The sequence below is a fragment of the Streptomyces sp. NPDC056161 genome, from assembly GCF_042268025.1.
Taxonomy (GTDB): Bacteria; Actinomycetota; Actinomycetes; order Streptomycetales; family Streptomycetaceae; genus Streptomyces.
On sequence record NZ_JBHJUV010000004.1, the window covers coordinates 265,668 to 283,030 of the forward strand.

Genomic DNA, 17,363 nt, shown 5'->3' on the forward strand with positions numbered 1-17,363 from the left:
CGGTCGCCCGGTCCGGGGTGTGCCATGGCGCGACCTTGACCCTGCGGTCGCCTTGGGGGTGCGTCAGCCGGCCGTCCGCGCCAGCACCAGGGCGACGACCGGCGCGAGAGCCGGGGCGGATACGGCGGCCACGCAGAGCAGCAGTCCGGCGGCCGTTTTTACGGTATTTATGGTGCCCGGCTTCATGGGGTGTGCCTGGATGGGGCCTCGTAGTGTCCGCAGAGTGCGTGCAGGACGCGTGCCAGGCGGCGGGCGTTGCCTGCGTTGCCGCCGTATCGGGGGCTGGGCCCGGCCTGGAGTCTGCGGCGCGCTTCGCCGACGCAGGCGAGGGCGCAGTGCCGGGGGATGCTGTCCTCGGGTAGCCGTCCGGCCTGCCGTTCCACTTCGGGGATCAGCTGTTCCAGGTGGTTGTGCAGTGTTGCGGTGAGGGTGTCCAAGTCAGCTGGAATCGGGGGTAGTTCTCCGGTTCCGCCGTTCGGGCCGAGCAGGAGGGCGGTGGTCTGGCGCATCGCCGTGATATCGGGCGGTGAGGTGGTGCTGCCGCTCACTGCGGCGACGCTGACTGGGTCCGTGTCCGTCGACCGGTCCATGTTCGCCGTCCGGGTCTTGCGGCACCGGGGGCAGTCGCACGGAGGAAAGCCCGAACTGAACGGCAGGGGTTCGGTGCTGGGCAGGACGTTCACCGTGCCGCGTTCCCGGATGACGGTGCCATGGCGGTTCACGGTGTAGACGCGGATGGTCATGCCGCCGGTCTGCGGATCGGCCGGGGCCGGTGCCGGGGGCCGGGCGATATCGTTCGTCAATGTTGACGCTCCCTCTCAGGTTGGGCGTTGGCCATGCCCCGGGGCCGTTGCGACCGGCCGCCGGGGTTTCTGTGTACTAGGACAGAAACTAGCGTGTCCTAGGACAGCAGGCCAGTGACTTTGTGCAATTACCCTCGCCTGGATTACCTGTGTCCTAGTACAGTCAGTCGTGACCTAGGACACCGACTGGGAGGCGTCATGCCGGACCCTGAGTACCCCTACATGCGAGTTGCCGAGCGCATCAGGCGCCGCATCCTTGACGGCGCGCTCAAGGAGGGCCAAAAGCTCCTTCCCATAAGGGAGTTGGCCAAGCAGGAGGGTGTGTCCGTCGCCACCCTCGGCCGTTCGCTCGACCAACTCCAGGTCGAGGGCTACATCACCACCTCACGCAGAGGCACCTTCGTGGCCAACGCGCCGGAGGTGGCCCCCTCCAGCTATGACCGGATCACTCGCGTACTGCGTACCGGTTCCGTCCTCGCCGAGGGCGAAACGATGGTGGTCACAGCGGCCGAGCTGATCAAGCCGCCGCAGTACGTCGCGGAGATCTTCGACCTCGATGAGGGTGCCCAAGTGGTGCGCCGCCAGTGGCACACCGGCAAGGGCCAGCAGCGCACCGGCCTGTTCGTCACCTGGTACCCCGCGCATTTCGCCGCCTTGGTCCCCGAGTTGCTGTCCACGTCCCGGCAGTCGTCGCCAGGGTTGCTGGTGCGTATCCAGCAGGCCACCGGCCGACGTGTGATCGCAGGCCGTGATGACCTGCACGGCAGGGACGCGGATGCGCGCGAGGCTAATTTCCTTGCGCTGCGTATCGGGTCGCCCATCCTGGCCGGTGTCCATCGGCTGTGGGACGAGCAGGGCGTCATCGAGTACGGCGAGTGGTGCCTGCCCTACCGGCTGGCCGTCGGCTACGAGTATTCCTTCGATGCCGCGCCGGATGCCTGATCCTCGATGCACCCTCCACCGTCCGGCTTTCACCACCAGAATGCCCGCATGCCCCTTCCTGAGCCAGCGCCGGAGATCCTGAGGTTCTACAGCGAGACCATCGACGAGGCGGACCGGCTGACCACCACGGCCGACGGGCGCCTGGAGATGGTGCGCACCCAGGAGTTGCTGCGCCGATACCTACCGGTCCCGCCGGCCCGTATCCTCGACGTCGGCGGCGGTCCTGGCGCCCATGCCCGATGGCTGGTCCAGGACGGATACAGCGTGCACCTGGTCGACCCGATCCCACGGCATGTCGAACAGGCCAAGGCCGCCGGTGCCACGGTCGAAGTCGGCGATGCCCGCAAGCTGACCGCCAAAGACGGTGAGGCCGACGTCGTCCTGCTGCTCGGCCCGCTCTATCACCTGATCGACGGCGCAGACCGCCGGCAGGCGCTCGCGGAGGCATACCGCGTACTCAAGCCTGGCGGTCTGCTGGCCGCAGCCGGTATCAACCGCTACTCCAGCCTGTTCGAGCACGCCGCCTTCGCGCACCTGCACAAGGACCAGATGCGGACAAGTATCGGTGGCATTCTCGCCTCCCAGATCCACGACGGGAAGAAGGCGTTCACTGCCGCGTACTTCCACAGCGGCGAGCAATTGCGGGAGGAAGTCGCCGCGGCCGGATTCGGGGCCGCCGAGGTGCTCGGTGTCGAGGGCCCGGCCTGGTCCATGCTCGCGGCGGCCGAGCGGAACACCGGCGACGACTTCCGCGACAGTCCACTGTTCGAGTCGGCGCTGACCGCAGCGCGTATGGCCGAGCCGTACCCGGAGCTGCTGGCGGCGAGTTCGCATCTGCTGGCTGTCGGCCGGCGGCCGGGGCCGGGTCACGGCCAGTGGCCGAAGCACGGACAAGGGGAACCGGTCGGCCCTGCCGGGCGTGGAGGCCGGTAGGAAGCTCTCGATACCCTCAATTCGCTCCAGGTACCGCACGCTTCGGGCAGGAGCGGAGACATCTCATAGGGCCATAAAGTTATGTCGGCGTTTGCGGCAATCATTGTATGTTCTTCCTCGTCATGCTGGCGGCATGGAAAATTCCGCATTTGTGAGCGGCCCGAAGGATGAATAGCGGTGGCGGCGGTCGGGTGTTTACAAGGCTCAGCCCGGTGAGTTCGCCTCAATCCGGGGAAGAAATAAGGGAGTCCGGCAGTGGTCTCTGCCGGGGACCTGGGGGCTTTTGGCGAACCGGCGCCCCAGGGTGCTGAAGCCGACGAGAGTTTCGAGGGTGCGCTGGGGGGCGCCACCTGCACCGTGGCCGACGAGTCCCGGCTCGATCCGGCCGACGTGGTCACCACCCTGCCGTCAGTGTGCTGGTCAAACCCCAGGTGTATCCGAACTGTCGTCTGGGCAGGCTACTTGGTCCGTGCAGACGGGCTGGACGACCTCCAGGCCGCAGAAGCTCCAGACGATTCAGGCAACTTGTTAGCCACCGGCACTAATCGGGACTTCGTTGCATGCGCGGCAGCCCGTCACACCACCGTCATAATGCCCTGACCGGAACGGATTCTTGGTGGATAGGACTTCGCAACTGCCCTCGGAAGCTTGTTGACATTGAGCCGCCTATTGCTGGAGGCTCACTACTGCATGAAGATTCACTTCCTGTCCTGAGGTCGCGGCTATGAATCCCGACACGCGCGCGTGCACAAGCCGCTGGTGCGCAGTGCATCGGAACTCAAGAGGAGATACCGGAAACATGTTCATCGCCACCAACCGCCTGTTCGTGTCACCTGACCAGTCCGAGGAATTCGAAGCGCTCTTCCGCAACAACATGAACAGCTATCTGGCGGGAGTGAAGGGTCTGCGACGCAGCACACTCCTGCGCCCTGTCAGCGCTGAACATCCGTACGTTTCGATCAACGAGTTCGACAGTGAGGATGACTTCCGGGCGTGGGTCGTATCGGATTCGTTCAAGCAGGCACACGCGCGGAACCGGGGGATAGCCCGGAACGTCACGGGAAATGTCGTGGAGACTTTTCAGGTAGCCGAGGATCTGGTACTTGTCGAAGGTGATTCCGCGTTCCACGGCTGAGGGCGGTTCCGGGGCTCGGGATCGGCACCCTCGGTGGCTGCTTTTGCGGTGCCACGCCACGGACACCGGCCCGATCGATGGCGCAACGTGCGTAGTTCGCCTGCCCGGGTGCGGGGTGCGGGGTGCGGGGCGCTGGGTGCGGGCACGGCTGGCTGCCGGCCACCGTGCCGGCCACCGCCTTCGGTATGTCGCGAGCAGACCGCGCTTATGTCACAGGAGTGTCCTGGCCCGGTCCGTGTGCGAACAACTCCGGTTCCGCGGTCCTCCAACAGCGCAGAAGGGCCCGCACCGGGTGGGCCGGATCCCCGACCTACGGAGAAGATCATGCGCAGCAGCAAGAAGCTTCCGGTTCTCGCCCTCGTCGTTGCGGCGGCCGGCCTGTCCCTGACGGCCTGCAACCCCGGCACCACCAACGCCTCCGGCACCGTGTCGGCGTCCGGCTCCGTCGCCGACCAGGCCGGCTCCTCCGGCGGCGGTTCCAGCACCGGCGGAACCAACAACGGCGGCACGACTGCGGGTTCCGGCTCCCAGACCGGATCCGCCGGCAGCGGTTCCAGCGGCAGCGGTTCCAACAGCGGCGGCACGAGCGGCGGCTCCGGATCTTCGGCTTCTGGTTCTGGTTCCGGGTCTGGTTCCGCTTCCGGCGGCATGTGCAAGACCGCAAACCTCACCTTCTCCGCCCAGCACGGCATCTCGGGCGAGGGCCAGGAGATCGTCAGCCTCACGAACAGCGGCTCCGGCTCCTGCACGATGCACGGCTTCCCGGGCGTCGACCTCTCCAGCGGCTCGGACACCAAAATCAGCGTCGACCGCAGCAACTCCGACGTACCCACCGTCAAGCTGGCCCCCGGCGAGAAGACCGAGTTCGTCCTGAACTACCCGTTCAACAACAGCGGCGGCACCGGCTTCACGTTCACCACCATGGTCGTCACGCCGCCCAACGAGACCCACTCCAAGACCCTCAGCGTGGCCATCAACGTCCCCGTCGACAACCCTGACGCGCCCAGCAACGGCGGCATCACCGTCAACGCGGTCGGCGCGGGCAAGTAGCCGCGCCGCGGCACCGACGTCGTTTCAGTTGGAGCGGTCCTCCAGGTACCGGGTGTGCGACTCCTGCCGCCGGGCCTCCGCCTCGCGCACCGCCGACGCGAGCCGTTCGGCCTCCTCGTGCAGCAGCGTCAGCTGGCGCTCCAGGTGCCGCTCCGGCGGTTCGGTGCCCGGCGTCAGCCGGGTCCACCACCGGGTGCGGACGAACGTGTCGACCGCCTCCGGGATGTCCTGCCGTACGGCCCTGGCCAGCGCGTGCATGCCCTCCGGGTCCTGGGCCAGCACCTCGGTGACCCACCCCGGGTCCAGCAGGGCGGTCAGCAGCTCGGTCAGCTCGGTGAGGCGTCCGGCCGCCGCGGGCGGCAGTTCGATGTCCGCGAGATAGCCGCGCAGCTTCTCGTAGTCGCCGCGCAACTCGTCGAGCTGGGCGGTGGGGTCGGGGAAGTCCGGCACCGCGGGCCGCTCCGGCGGGGCGATCAGCGCGCCCGCCCCGTACAACCCGGCCACCACGACCGGCCAGTACGGTCCGGCCACCCCGGTGAAGGTCAGCACGAGCCCCGCGAGGCCGCAGGCGCCGCCCGCGATGTTCTTGCGGGACTCCAGATAGCGTACGAATCTGCTGGTCCTACTGGTAGCCACGGATCTCCTCGAAGGCGCCGTCGAGCGAGCCCATACGGGCGTCGAACAGCCGGCCGCCGGTCAGGTCGGCGATGTGCGCCAGCTCCGCCTGGTCGGAGTCGCCGAAGAGGATGGGGAAGACCGGCGTCTCACGCTCGGCCTGGGTGAGCCCGCGGTAGAAGGCGTCGAAATCCCCGGCCTTGGCGCCGGTGGTGTTCTCGCCGTCCGTCATCAGCACGATCGAGGTGAAGGCGTCGGCGCCGCTGCCCAGGTGCTGGTACGCCTTCTCCAGCGAGGTGTAGACGGCGGTCTCGCCCTGCGCGGTCAGCGCGTCGGTGTCCCTGCGGATGCCGTCGACGCCGCGCTGCGGGTCCGCCGGGCTGACCACATGAGTGCGCACGCCCTTCACGTCCGAACCGAAGGGCATCAGGGTGACCTCCTCGCGCTCGCGGAAGTCCCCGGTGAGATCGGTCAGCGCCTTCTTCAGCCGGTCCAGCCGGTCGCCCTTCATCGAGCCCGAGGTGTCGAGCACGTACACCGTGCGCGAGGGGCGGCGCAGCTTGTTCTCGTACGCGTCGACCAGCCCGTCGGCGACGGAACGGGTGCCGGGGAAGGGCAGTTCGCGCCGTCGGCCGGTGTCGAGGCCCGCGGCCGGTTTCACCGAGGGGACGACCGGACGGCGGTGCGTCTTCTCGGTGATCATGCGCTGCGCGGAGTCGGTGCGCAGCGCGTCGGTGAGCCTGCGCACGTCCTGCCGGGCGGTGGCACCGGCGGAGGCGAGCGAGGAGAGCGGGTAGTCGGCGGTGATCACACCGTCGGTGGGCCGGATGACGGTCAGACCCGGGATGCCCTTGAGGACGGACTCGTAGTTGAGCAGGGCGTCGACGTTGCCCCGCCGCTCGTACGCCTGCGCCAGCCAGCCCGACGAACCCGACGTCAGCTGCTGGCCCTTGAAGAACTCCTTGAGCCTCGGCGCCGCCTTCGCCACGTCCGCGTCGGTCAGCGCGGACTGGGCGCCGGAGAGGGCGGAGGCGACCGAGACCAGCGCGGAGAAACCGGAGTTGGAGCGCATCGGGTCGGTCATGCCGTAGGTCAGCTTCCCGTCCTGCACGGCCTGTTCGACCCGGGCCCAGGTGACGTCCGACGGATTCCAGTGCAGCCGGGTCAGCACCGGCTGCGGGATGCCGATCGCGACCGGGCTCGACATGATCGGCGTCTCGGAGACGACCTTCTCGGCCGCTTCCGGACGCAACCGCAGATAGTCGTCGGACGACAGCCACAGCGCGTCGTACTTGCCGTCGGCCAGTCCCTTCGCCACCAGGGTGACCGCGTCGAGGGTGCCCATGTAGGTGGGCCTGACGGTGATGCCGGTGTCCTCGCGGATCTGGTCCAGCACCGGCGCCATGTCGGAGAGTTCGCTGGAGGCGAGGACGCGGACGGAGCCGGGCCGGGCCGACCCGGCGTCGGCGGTGTCCTTGCCGTCCTGGTGTCCCTCGGTCGAGGTGCACGCGGTCAGCAGGGCGGCGGTGGCCGCGAGGACGGCGAGGCGTCGTCGTATCACGCGAGGCCCCCGTCCAGGGCGCCGCGGCTGCGGCTGCGCTCCAGGTAGCCGCTGGCGTGCTGGAGTTCGGCGGTGAGGTTCTCGACGGTCGTCGCCATCGCCTCGGTGGCCTGGACCTTGTAGGTGTCGATCGCGTCCAGCGTGCGGTAGATCTGCTGGAAGGCGGAGCGCAGCGTCTCGGCCCCGACGGCCGGGTCGGCGGCGATCCGCTGGATCTCCCCGCTCTGCGTGCTCAGCATCTCCGCGTTGCCGCGGATCAGGTCCTCGGTCGTCCCGCGCAACGCGTTGACCTGCTCGATGACCTTCTTCTGGTTGTCCAGGGCGGAGGCCAGCATCACGGAGATGCGCAGCGCCGAGACGGTCGTGGTGGCCGCGCGGTCGACGCCCTTGATCAGCTCGTCGTTGTTGCGGCGTACGACGTCCATGGACAGGTAGCCCTGGGCGCACACCGCGAGCTGGGTGAGCAGGTCCTGGTGCTTCTGCCGGACCGGGAAGAGCACGTCCGCGCGGAGGCTGTCGGCCTGCTGCGGATCGGTGGCCTCCACACCGGTGATGTGCGACTCGACGGCGGAGTCCAGGGCCTCGGTCAGCACGACGTACTCCTGGAGCTTGCCCATGGTCCCCCACAGCCGCACCCGCTCGGTCTGCAACGCGGCGTTGTCGCGGCGCAGTTCGTCCTGGCCGCCGCGGAGCGAGCCGACGATCCTGTTCAGGGTGCCCTGAGCGGAGGCGTACTTGGCGACGTGGTCGCGCAGCTTGTTGCCGCCGGGCAGCCGGGACAGGAACTTGCGGCCCTTGTTCACGGGCAGGTCGCGGGGGTCCAGGTCCTCGACGACCCGCCGGAGTTCGACGAGCGACCCGGCCACCTTGGACTGGGCGTCGCCGCCCTTGCTCGGCAGGCTGTTGACGGCGCGTTCCAGCATGCGGTTGGACTGGGCGGCGGCGCTGCGCATCTCGCCGGAGCCGAGGCCCGTGATCTCCCCGACCTTGCCCGCGAACTCGGGCGAGCGGGAGTCGAGGGCGGCCAGCCCCTCGATGTACGTGGCGGCCTTGCGGGCCATGTCGGCCCGGACGCTGTCGTCGACGGGCACGAGACCGCCGGCCTTCTCCCGCGGCACGGGGGCCACGGCCTCGGGCGGGGTGAGGGTGAAATCGCTGTCGGCGCTGGTCACTTGGAAGGTCCCCCTTATCCGCGGGCCCGGCGCGCCATCTGGTGCAGCACCTCGGAGGTGGGCACGGGCGCCTGCCGGACTCCGGTCAGCTTCTGGTTGAGATACGCGGCGTCGTCGGCCGTGGCCGAGACGAACTCGGCGGTGTCGCCCTGCGGGCGGAAGCCGTGCTGGACGGCGAGAGCCCGCAGGGTCGGGTCGGTGCTGAGCAGGTCCCCGAGTTCGCGGCCCGCGTCGGTGAGCGGTACGACGGTGTGGTCGCTGTTGACGGTGGTGTCCGGGTAGAGGACGACCAGGTCGTCGACCGAGTGCTGTTCGCGCAGGAGCGTGGCGACCTGGGACTCGTACACCAGGACCAGCGGGTTGCCGGCCCCGCTGATGAAGTCCCGGAAGGGCCCGTCCGAACTGGACTGCTGGGCGCCCTGGACGGTGATGAGCTTGTGCAGCAGGGGCGCGGTGCGGTCGATGTCGGCCGTGTTCGCGGCCACCTTGCCGCCGCCTGCCACGTAGGAGGCGTCCGCCAGGTAGAGGGCGCCGGAGTTGGAGGACTCCGGGTCGGTGCTGGTGATGTAGAGGGTGCCCGTCAGCTCGGTGTGCTTGTCGGCCCCCTTGAGCTGCTGCCAGGTCCGGTCGTGGGCGGCGGCGTCGAGGTAGGCATCCATCTTCAGGGTGCCGCGGCTCTTGCCGTCGAGCGTGGCCAGCCCGTTCGCGGCGAGCACGTCGGCCGCGTTGCGGTGCGCCACGACGACGAGCGGCGAGTAGAAGGGGCGGGGCAGCGGCTGGCGCGCGTGGTACTTCCCGGCCAGCGCGTCGGCCGGGGCCTGGCTGGACGGGAAGGCGAAGTCGTACCCCTTGAGGTCGAGGTCTTCCATCGCCCATGACCCGGACGACTCGGTCTTGACGGTGAAGCCCTTGGCGGCGAGGGCCTTCACCACGGCGGGATCGGCGAAGAACTCGGCCTTCTCCGATCCGATCACTCCCTGCACGGTCTTCGTTGCCGTGCCCTTGTCCCCATCGTGTCCACCCTGTCGGCCCAGCACGACGGCCGCCACCACACCGCCGATCAGGAGCACGGCGAGGACTATTCCCGCTATACGTCTCACGCCGGGGACACTGCTCCCGGAACTCAACGTTCAGTAGGTGCGTGGGTGAACGGAGGGTGTCGGGCCGATCCCGTTATGCAACGGGAATCAGTCATTCCCCTTGCTGTCGTGGAGAGTTGGCGCGAGGACCGGTGCGGGACCCGGCGCGGGACCCGGCGCGGGGCGCGGTGTGCGGTCGGCGCGGGGCACGGCGCGCGGTCGGCGCAGGGGTGGTACGGGGTCGATGTGTGGAGTCGAAGGGGGACTGGCGCGGGAACGACGCGGGGCTGGTGGCACCCGGTCCGGGCGTCGCTGCGGGAGCGCGCGGACCGGGGCCGTCCGGAGGACCCTGGCCAGGGTCAGTGGGCCGCGCTGAGTTCCTTCTGGCCGGCGCCGCCTTCCGCGAGGCCGGTCAGGGCGGCGGCGTGGGCGTCCATTCGCTCGGCGGACAGGATCGCCGCCGTGGTGTCGGCCCGGGACGCGGCGACGACGAGGGCGCGGCCGGCCAGTGCGTGCGCCCGCCGGTGCAGTGCGGCCGGGGGCTGCTCGGTGGCGGTCGCGGTGGCGGTGGAGGTCGGGGCGGTGGTGGCGGTGGCGGTGGAGGTCGCGGCGGTGGCCGTGGAGGTCGCGGTGGCGGTGGCGGTGGCGCGGGCCGGGGCGGCTCCGCCGCGCAGCCGGGTCACCTGCTCGGCGAGCCGCGCGGACGCCGCGTCCAGTTCGCCGGCGGGCGCGAGGGCGCGCAGCTCGTCCGTGACGGCGAGCAGCGCCGCGAGGTGTCCGGCGAGCTGGATGTCCAGCTCCTCCTCGCGCGACCGGTGGGGGAAGTCGGAGGGGGGACCGGCCATCGGGCCACTGTGGACGGACCGGGGGGCCGGTCCGGTGCGGATCGGTTCGTACATGGGGACGGCCTCCTGTGCGCTGGCAGAAGACCATCCTAGCTTGGATTTCGTCTAAAGTTGGCCCCGGTCCCGAAAGTGCGTGATGTCGGTCACATGGAGTGAGTCCCGGCGGCGGGTCGAGGCCGAGGCGGGGGGCGGGGCGCGCCGGGGTCGGTGGGGACGGGCCAGGGCCCTAGGGCTGGGAGTAGCCGTCCAGGAACGTACCGATCCGGGTCACCGCGTCCCGCAGGTCCCCGGCCGTCGGCAGGGTCACCACGCGGAAGTGATCCGGCTCGGGCCAGTTGAAGCCGGTGCCCTGGACGACCATGATCTTCTCGCGGCGGAGCAGGTCGAGGACCATCTGACGGTCGTCCTTGATCTTGAAGACATCCGGGTCCAGGCGCGGGAAGAGATACAGCGCGCCCTTCGGCCGTACGCAGGACACGCCCGGGATCTGGGTCAGCAGCTCGTAGGCGACGTCCATCTGCTCCTTGAGCCGGCCGCCCGGCAGCACCAGTTCGTTGATCGTCTGGCGTCCGCTGAGCGCGGCCACGACACCGTGCTGCCCCGGCATGTTCGCGCACAGGCGCATGTTCGCCAGGATCGTCAGGCCCTCGATGTAGGAGTCCGCGTGTGCGCGCGGGCCGGAGATCGACATCCAGCCCACCCGGTAGCCGGCCACCCGGTACGCCTTGGACATGCCGTTGAAGGTCAGTGTCAGCAGGTCCGGGGCGACCGCGGCGGTCGGGGTGTGCGTGGCACCGTCGTAGAGGATCTTGTCGTAGATCTCGTCCGAGCAGACCAGCAGGTTGTGCCGGCGGGCGAGGTCCGTGATGCCCTTGAGCATCGCCCGGTCGTAGACCGCGCCCGTCGGGTTGTTCGGGTTGATGATGACGATCGCCTTGGTGCGGTCGGTCACCTTGCGTTCCATGTCGGCGAGGTCGGGCATCCAGTCGGACTGCTCGTCGCAGCGGTAGTGCACGGCGGTGCCGCCGGCGAGCGAGACCGCCGCCGTCCACAGCGGGTAGTCGGGCGCCGGTACGAGGACCTCGTCCCCGTCGTCGAGCAGCCCCTGCATCGCCATCACGATCAGCTCGGAGACGCCGTTGCCGATGTAGACGTGCTCGACGTCGGTCTCGATGCCGATGGTCTGGTTGTGCATCACCACCGCACGGCGCGCGGCGAGCAGGCCCTTGGCGTCGCCGTAGCCGTGCGCCGACGACACGTTGCGGAGGATGTCCTCCAGGATCTCGGGCGGGCACTCGAAGCCGAACGCCGCCGGGTTGCCGGTGTTCAGCTTGAGGATCCGGTGTCCGGCCGCCTCCAGCCGCATCGCCTCCTCAAGCACCGGGCCCCGGATCTCGTAACAGACGTTGGCGAGCTTGGTCGACTGGATCACCTGCATGTCCGCGAGCTTACGACCCGGTAACGCCTCCCGAGCCGTGTTTTCCACCACGTGAGACGAGAGATTTGCCCAGATATCACCGAAAGTAGCAGCGGGCCGCTCATGGCCCGCATCAATTGCCGGACGGGTTGGGCGGTCGGCTCGATCAGGCGCACAGTGCCCGCGCGCCCGGCCGACCGGTGGTCGCCGTGCGCGGGCTGCCATGACCCGGGCCCAGGGACTCCCCGGTGGCGGACCGGGCAGCCCTCCCGTTTTGTGCGGGGCGGATGACGGGGGCGTCCCCCCGGTCTCTCGTACGTGTCGCCCCGGTCTCTCCGTACGTGTCGCCCGGGTTTCTCCGTACGCGTCGCCCCGGTCTCTCCGTACGTGCCGCTCGGGTTTCTCCGTACGCGTCGCCCCGGTCTCTCCGTACGCGTCGCCCCGGTCCTTCCGTACGTGCCGCTCCGGTCTCTCCGTACGCCTTGCCCCGGTCTCTCCGTAGAGGGAAACCCCTATGTCTTGATCCGGCTTCTTGTTCCCGCCCCTCCGTGTGCCGAGAATGCGCATGACAAGCAAGGGCGGCCGGAAGATGTCCGGTCGCCCAACTCGTCAGAGGGGACCCCCACATGAAGAAGCCTCTCCTTGCCGTGCTCGCGACCCTGGTGATCACCGGCGCGGGCATGGCACCCGCGGCCGCCGCCACGGTGGACGCCGCCACTGGCGCGGCGACGCAGGCCGCACCCGGCAAGGCCGCCACCGCACAGTCCGCCCCCGTGCGGTCCGCCCCCGCGAAGTCCGCGCCCGCGATCCGGGCCGTCAACTTCGCCGGCACCGTCGCGCTCAGCAACTGCTCCGGCTCCGTCATCCGCTTCCCGAACTCCACCGACACCGACCCGGCCCTGGTGCTCACCAACGGCCACTGCCTGGAGACCGGCTTCCCGGCGGCCGGCCAGGTCATCGTCGACCAGGCATCCAGCCGCACCTTCGGCCTGCTCAACGCGTCGGCCACGCAGGTCGGCACGCTGCGCGCCAGCAAGGTCGCGTACTCGACGATGACCGACACGGACGTCACGATCTACCAGTTGACCACCACGTACGCGCAGATCAAGAGCTCGTACGGGATCAGCCCGCTGACCGTGCAGAACACGCACCCGACCGCCGGCACCGCGATCACGGTCGTCTCCGGATACTGGAAGAAGACCTACGCCTGCAACATCGACGGCTTCGTCTACCGGCTGAAGGAGGGCGACTGGACCTGGAAGGACTCCGTCCGCTACACCTCGGCGTGCCAGACCATCGGCGGCACCTCGGGCTCCCCGGTGCTCGACAACGCCACCGGCTCGGTCGTCGCCGTCAACAACACCGGCAACGAGGACGGCGCCCGCTGCACCGTGAACAACCCCTGCGAGGTCGACCAGAACGGCGCCGTGACCGTCCGCCAGGGCATCAACTACGCCCAGGAGATCTACCAGATCCCGGCCTGCTTCACGACCGGCAACAAGCTGAACCTGAGCGCGAGCGGCTGCACCCTGCCCAAGCCGTAGCCGGCGGTCCGGGCGGTCGCCCCTGCCTCGGCGCCCGCCCGGCCGTGCCCGACGACGATCAGCCGACCGGAGTCCGGCGGACCGCCCGCCCGGCCAGCACGCCGGTACGGCGCCCGTCCTCGATCACGAACCGCCCGTCGACGAGGACGTACGGAATGCCCACAGGCAGCGTGCGCGGCTGCTCGAAGGTGGACCCGGCAGCGACCGTCGCCGGGTCGAACAGGACCAGGTCGGCGCGGTGGCCCTCGCGCACGAGACCGCGGTCCGGCAGTCGCAGCCGGGCCGCGGGACGCGAGGTGAGACGGGCGACGCACTCCTCCAGGGAGAGCACCCCCAACTCCCGTACGTAGTGGCCGAGATAGCGCGGGAAGGTGCCGTACGCCCGCGGATGCGGCTTCGCGCCCCGCAGGATGCCGTCCGAGCCGCCGGTGTGCGCCCGGTGCCGCATGATCGTGCGGACGTTCTCCTCGTGGCCCACGTGCTGGAGGATCGTCGGACCCAGCCGGTCCTCGACCAGCAGCCGGCGGGCCGTCGCCCACGGGGCCTCGCCGCGCCGCCGCGCCGACTCCAGGACGGTGCGGCCGACATGGTCGGCCAGGGCCGGATCGGTCACTCCGGAGATCTCGACCGTGTCCCAGTCGACGGGCACGCCGTGGCAGCCGTCCGCGCCCACGACCTCCAGGTCGTGCCGGATCCGCTCCGCGGTCGCCTCGTCGGTGAGCCGCCGCAGGACCTCCGCGGGGCCGCCCTCGCCCGCCCAACTCGGCAGCAGCGCCGCCAGCGTGGTGGAACCCGGGGTGTAGGGGTAGGTGTCGAGACTGATGTCCACCCCCGCGGCGATCGCGTCGTCCAGGAGTGCCAGCAACTCGGACGCGCGGCCCTCGTTCACACCGAAGTTCATGGTGGCGTGCGCCAGGTGCAGGGCGCACCCCGCCGTCCGGGCCAGCTCCACCATCTCCGCGTACGCCGCGAGCGCGCCCGCCCCGTAGGAGCGGTGGTGCGGGCAGTAGTAGCCGCCGTAGCGGGCCACCACCCGGCACAGTTCGGTGAGTTCGGCGTCCCCGGCGTACATGCCCGGCGTGTAGGTGAGCCCCGAGGACAGGCCGACCGCGCCCTGTTCCAGGCCCTCGGCGACGAGCTGGCGCATCCGGTCCAGCTCCGCGGGCGTGGCCGGGCGGTCCGCCCAGCCGACGGCGAGGGCGCGGACCGTGCCCTGGGGGATCAGATAGGCGGCGTTGACGGCGATGCCCCGGTCGAGGCGGTCCAGGTACTCGCCGACGGACCGCCAGTCGAAGTCGATGTCGTCGCCGTACCCGTTCCAGCCGGTGATCGCCCGGCGTACCTCCTCCAGCGTGCGGTCGTCGACCGGCGCGTACGACAGCCCGTCCTGCCCAAGGACCTCCAGCGTCACGCCCTGCGCCGCCTTGGCGCTGTGGTCGGGGTCGCGCAGCAGGGCGAGGTCGCTGTGCGCGTGCATGTCGATGAAGCCGGGGGAGAGGACCAGTCCCTCGGCGTCCAGTTCCCGGCGGGCCCTGGGCCGCTGGCAGCCGGCCTGCGCCGCCTCCTGGACGATGGAGACGATCCGGCCGCCGTCGACCACCACGTCGGCCCGGTACGACGGCCCGCCGCTGCCGTCCACGACGTCCGCGTCCCTGATGACCAGCTCGTCCACCGGCTGCCTCCTCGAAGCACGTACGGATGCATGGAATGGATGCACGGAATGGATGCATGGAACGGATGAGTGGAACGGATGCACGGATGTACGGATGTACCTCCAACAGGTCCAACAGGTCCGACAGGTCCAACAGGGGAGGTACGGGCAGGGCTAGAAGAACGTACGGATGTAGTCCACGACCGTGCCGTCCGCCTCGGCAAGCGGGATCAGCTGCCACTTGTCGAAGGACGTGCACGGGTGGGACAGGCCGAGCCCGATCCAGTCGCCGACCTCCAGGTCCGCGTCCGGTTCCGTGCGCAGCCAGGCGTGCTGGTCGGACAGCGCGGTCACCGAGACGCCGGTGGCCGGCCGCTCGGCGCCGTCCCGGCGTACCACCTGGGCGAAGGGCAGGTCGAGGTCGTGCGCCGCGTCGCGCTTGCCCGCGTTGGCGAACGCCTGCGCGGCGGACGGCCGGGAGACGACCTGCGCCCACAGCCGGAAGGCGGGCTCCAGGGCGCCCTCCTGCGGAACGCGGTTGAAGGGGGTCAGCCTGCGGTAATGGCCGTCGTCGTGCGAGACGTAGGCGCCGGAGCGGAGCAGCTTCAGGACCGGGCGGGTCAAGCCCGGGATCTCGGCGAACACCTCGGCCACCGCGTCGAACCAGGCGCTGCCGCCCGCGCTGACGACGATCTCCCCGGCATCCCCGGCATCCCCGGCATCCCCGGCATCCCCGGCCCCTCCGCTCTCCCCGGCCTCCTCTGCGTCCGCGAACCGGCCCGCCCGGTCGAAGTCCACGGCCAGTGCCACCAGCCGGCGCAGCCACGCGCGCACCCGCTCGGCATCGGCGTCCGGCACCTCGCCCTCGTACCCGGCGACCCCGGCCAGCCGCAGCGTCGGCACGGCCGCCACCGCGTCCGCCACCGCCGCGCACTCCGCCTCCGTACGGACGCCGGTACGGGCGCCCTCGCCCGCGGCCAGTTCGACGACGACGTCCACGGGACGCACGGCCCCGCGCAGCGCCGCGTCCATCAGCTCCACGCCGCGCACGGAGTCGACGTAGCAGACGAAGCGGAACGACGGGTCCGCGGCGAGTTCCGCGGCGATCCAGCGCAGCGCCGCCGCGTCCACCAACTCGTTGGCGAGGAAGATCCGCCCGATCCCGAAGGCCCGCGCCACCCGCACCTGGTGCGGCACCGCGAGCGTGATGCCCCACGCGCCGTGCGCGAGCTGCCGGTGGAAGAGTTGCGGGGCCATGGACGTCTTGCCGTGCGGGGCGAAGGCGAGACCGTGCCGGGCCGCGTATGTCTCCATGAGCTTCAGGTTGTGCTCCAGGCGCTCGGCGGACAGCGCGAGGACGGGCGTGGCGAACCCGTCGGTGAACAGGTTGCGGCGTTGGGCGGCCAGCTCGCCGACGGTCAGCCCGTCGGCGTCCGGCGGAAGCCCTTTGAAACGGTGGTCGACGCGGTCCTCGGCCAGGCGGGCGAGCGCCTCCGTGCTCATGGAACCTCCCCGATCAGGTGCGTTGCACACACTGCAACTATCGTTGCGTATATCGCTCACTGCTGTCTAACATCTCGCCCATCGTGGGTCAACGGAGCCGCCGGGACCCGCGCCCGTCCCGAGGAGCCACGACGACCGTGACAGTCACCGGACCTCGCACCGCTCCCGACGCCGAGGATGTCGTGAACACCATGGACGTCGTGAACACCGTGAACACCGTGGACGTCGTGGACGTCGTGAACACCATGGACGCCATGGATGTCGTGGATGTCGTCGCGCTCGGCGAGTCCATGGTCACGTTCCTGCCCACGAGGGCCGGCCGGCTCGCCGACGTGCCCTCCTTCGAGCGTGCCATCGGCGGCGCCGAGTCCAACGTGGCCTGTGTGCTCGCCGCCGCCGGACACACCGCGCGCTGGGTCAGCCGGGTCGGTGCCGACGGCTTCGGCGACCATCTCGTCGAGGCGATACGGGGCTACGGCGTCGACGTCGCCGCGGTACGGCGGGACGCGGCGCGACCCACCGGGATCTACTTCCGCACGGCGAGCGACCGGGCGGGCGGCGACCACGAGGTGGCCTACTACCGGGCCGGGTCGGCGGCCTCCGCGATGACCGTCGACACCGTGGACCTGGCCGCCCTGCGGGCCGCCCGGGTGCTGCACCTGTCCGGGATCACGGCCGCGCTGTCCGACGGCTGCCTCGATCTGCTCCGGCGGCTCACCGCGCCCCGGCCCGGCGGCGGCCCCCTCGTCTCCTTCGACGTGAACTTCCGCCCTGCCCTGTGGCGGGACGCCGCCGCGCCCCGTGTGCTGCTGGACCTTGCCCGCGGCTGCGACCTGGTCTTCGTGGGTGCCGACGAGGCGGAGGCGGCCTTCGGTGTCGACGGCGGCCCGGAGGCGATCCGTGGCGCTCTGCCGGAGCCGCGGGTGCTGGTGGTGAAGGAGGGAGCGCACGGGGCGACGGTCTTCGAACGCGCCGCGCCCGTCGGGTCCGCGGATCATGTCGAGGCCGCCGCGCCCGTCGGGTCCGCGGAGCGTGTCGAGGCCGCTGCGCCCGTCGGGTCCGCGGAGCGTCCCGGGGCCGCCGCGCCCGCCTCCTCCGTCGGCGCGCCCGGCC

Annotated in this window: 16 protein-coding genes; 6 read left to right on the top strand and 10 right to left on the bottom strand. The window is 70.3% G+C overall.

Features of this window, described 5'->3' with window-relative positions; translation table 11 throughout:
* Positions 1-63: 63 nt before the first annotated feature.
* Positions 64-186: a hypothetical protein gene (locus tag ACFC09_RS06380; RefSeq protein ID WP_376524366.1), complete on the bottom strand. Its 123-nt coding sequence runs from the start codon at positions 184-186 to the stop codon at positions 64-66.
* The gene (locus tag ACFC09_RS06385) at positions 183-803 is read right to left on the bottom strand and encodes a DUF6415 family natural product biosynthesis protein (protein ID WP_376524367.1); all 621 of its coding nucleotides are present in this window, start codon (positions 801-803) and stop codon (positions 183-185) included. Before ACFC09_RS06385 ends, ACFC09_RS06380 begins: the two co-directional genes overlap by 4 nt.
* Before the next feature lie 198 nt (positions 804-1,001).
* On the opposite strand from ACFC09_RS06385, the gene ACFC09_RS06390 reads away from it, so the two are divergent.
* From ACFC09_RS06390 to ACFC09_RS06405, 4 genes are all read left to right on the top strand, one after another.
* Positions 1,002-1,745, top strand: a complete 744-nt coding sequence (locus ACFC09_RS06390) for a GntR family transcriptional regulator (RefSeq protein WP_376524369.1) — start codon at positions 1,002-1,004, stop codon at positions 1,743-1,745.
* Between the two features lie 48 nt (positions 1,746-1,793).
* Positions 1,794-2,678, top strand: a complete 885-nt coding sequence (locus ACFC09_RS06395; RefSeq protein WP_376524370.1) for a class I SAM-dependent methyltransferase — start codon at positions 1,794-1,796, stop codon at positions 2,676-2,678.
* 799 nt (positions 2,679-3,477) lie between these two features.
* On the top strand, positions 3,478-3,813 hold the full coding sequence (locus ACFC09_RS06400) for an antibiotic biosynthesis monooxygenase family protein (RefSeq protein WP_376524371.1): 336 nt from the start codon (positions 3,478-3,480) through the stop codon (positions 3,811-3,813).
* A gap of 324 nt (positions 3,814-4,137) precedes the next feature.
* On the top strand, positions 4,138-4,863 hold the full coding sequence (locus tag ACFC09_RS06405) for a DUF4232 domain-containing protein (RefSeq protein WP_376524372.1): 726 nt from the start codon (positions 4,138-4,140) through the stop codon (positions 4,861-4,863).
* A gap of 24 nt (positions 4,864-4,887) precedes the next feature.
* On the opposite strand, the gene ACFC09_RS06410 is transcribed toward ACFC09_RS06405, so the two are convergent.
* The 6 genes from ACFC09_RS06410 to ACFC09_RS06435 all read right to left on the bottom strand — a co-directional run bounded on the left by ACFC09_RS06410 (position 4,888) and on the right by ACFC09_RS06435 (position 11,573).
* Positions 4,888-5,499 (bottom strand): hypothetical protein, encoded by a 612-nt coding sequence (locus ACFC09_RS06410; RefSeq protein WP_376524374.1) that lies wholly within the window; start codon positions 5,497-5,499, stop codon positions 4,888-4,890.
* Positions 5,486-7,036 (bottom strand): substrate-binding domain-containing protein, encoded by a 1,551-nt coding sequence (locus ACFC09_RS06415; protein WP_376524421.1) that lies wholly within the window; start codon positions 7,034-7,036, stop codon positions 5,486-5,488. Before ACFC09_RS06415 ends, ACFC09_RS06410 begins: the two co-directional genes overlap by 14 nt.
* Complete coding sequence (locus tag ACFC09_RS06420) at positions 7,036-8,211, bottom strand: toxic anion resistance protein (RefSeq protein WP_376524376.1); 1,176 nt, start codon at positions 8,209-8,211, stop codon at positions 7,036-7,038. The genes ACFC09_RS06415 and ACFC09_RS06420 overlap by 1 nt, the downstream gene beginning before the upstream one ends.
* Positions 8,212-8,225: 14 nt before the next feature.
* On the bottom strand, positions 8,226-9,311 hold the full coding sequence (locus ACFC09_RS06425) for a hypothetical protein (RefSeq protein ID WP_376524378.1): 1,086 nt from the start codon (positions 9,309-9,311) through the stop codon (positions 8,226-8,228).
* Between the two features lie 338 nt (positions 9,312-9,649).
* Positions 9,650-10,189, bottom strand: coding sequence for a hypothetical protein (locus ACFC09_RS06430; RefSeq protein ID WP_376524380.1), 540 nt, complete (start codon positions 10,187-10,189; stop codon positions 9,650-9,652).
* Between the two features lie 172 nt (positions 10,190-10,361).
* Positions 10,362-11,573 (bottom strand): pyridoxal phosphate-dependent aminotransferase, encoded by a 1,212-nt coding sequence (locus tag ACFC09_RS06435; RefSeq protein WP_376524381.1) that lies wholly within the window; start codon positions 11,571-11,573, stop codon positions 10,362-10,364.
* A gap of 605 nt (positions 11,574-12,178) precedes the next feature.
* On the opposite strand from ACFC09_RS06435, the gene ACFC09_RS06440 reads away from it, so the two are divergent.
* Positions 12,179-13,096 carry a trypsin-like serine peptidase gene (locus ACFC09_RS06440; RefSeq protein WP_376524382.1) on the top strand — a complete coding sequence of 306 codons (918 nt, stop codon included), beginning with the start codon at positions 12,179-12,181 and terminating at the stop codon, positions 13,094-13,096.
* A 58-nt stretch (positions 13,097-13,154) separates the two neighbouring features.
* On the opposite strand, the gene ACFC09_RS06445 is transcribed toward ACFC09_RS06440, so the two are convergent.
* Both ACFC09_RS06445 and ACFC09_RS06450 read right to left on the bottom strand, forming a co-directional pair.
* Positions 13,155-14,768 carry an amidohydrolase family protein gene (locus ACFC09_RS06445; RefSeq protein ID WP_376524383.1) on the bottom strand — a complete coding sequence of 538 codons (1,614 nt, stop codon included), beginning with the start codon at positions 14,766-14,768 and terminating at the stop codon, positions 13,155-13,157.
* 153 nt (positions 14,769-14,921) lie between these two features.
* Complete coding sequence (locus ACFC09_RS06450) at positions 14,922-16,250, bottom strand: amino acid deaminase (protein WP_376524384.1); 1,329 nt, start codon at positions 16,248-16,250, stop codon at positions 14,922-14,924.
* Positions 16,251-16,495: 245 nt separating this feature from the next.
* Here ACFC09_RS06450 and ACFC09_RS06455 point away from each other — a divergent pair.
* On the top strand, positions 16,496-17,363 hold an 868-nt coding region (locus ACFC09_RS06455; protein WP_376524422.1), incomplete at its 3' end, for a sugar kinase.

Excerpts from the sequence above, each read along its gene's own strand:
- ACFC09_RS06380 (WP_376524366.1), bottom strand. The coding sequence starts at position 186 with ATGAAGCCGGGCACCATAAATACCGTAAAAACGGCCGCCGGACTGCTG.
- ACFC09_RS06390 (WP_376524369.1), top strand. The coding sequence starts at position 1,002 with ATGCCGGACCCTGAGTACCCCTACATGCGAGTTGCCGAGCGCATCAGG.
- ACFC09_RS06395 (WP_376524370.1), top strand. The coding sequence starts at position 1,794 with ATGCCCCTTCCTGAGCCAGCGCCGGAGATCCTGAGGTTCTACAGCGAG.
- ACFC09_RS06400 (WP_376524371.1), top strand. The coding sequence starts at position 3,478 with ATGTTCATCGCCACCAACCGCCTGTTCGTGTCACCTGACCAGTCCGAG.
- ACFC09_RS06405 (WP_376524372.1), top strand. The coding sequence starts at position 4,138 with ATGCGCAGCAGCAAGAAGCTTCCGGTTCTCGCCCTCGTCGTTGCGGCG.
- ACFC09_RS06430 (WP_376524380.1), bottom strand. The coding sequence starts at position 10,189 with ATGTACGAACCGATCCGCACCGGACCGGCCCCCCGGTCCGTCCACAGT.
- ACFC09_RS06435 (WP_376524381.1), bottom strand. The coding sequence starts at position 11,573 with ATGCAGGTGATCCAGTCGACCAAGCTCGCCAACGTCTGTTACGAGATC.
- ACFC09_RS06440 (WP_376524382.1), top strand. The coding sequence starts at position 12,179 with ATGAAGAAGCCTCTCCTTGCCGTGCTCGCGACCCTGGTGATCACCGGC.
- ACFC09_RS06450 (WP_376524384.1), bottom strand. The coding sequence starts at position 16,250 with ATGAGCACGGAGGCGCTCGCCCGCCTGGCCGAGGACCGCGTCGACCAC.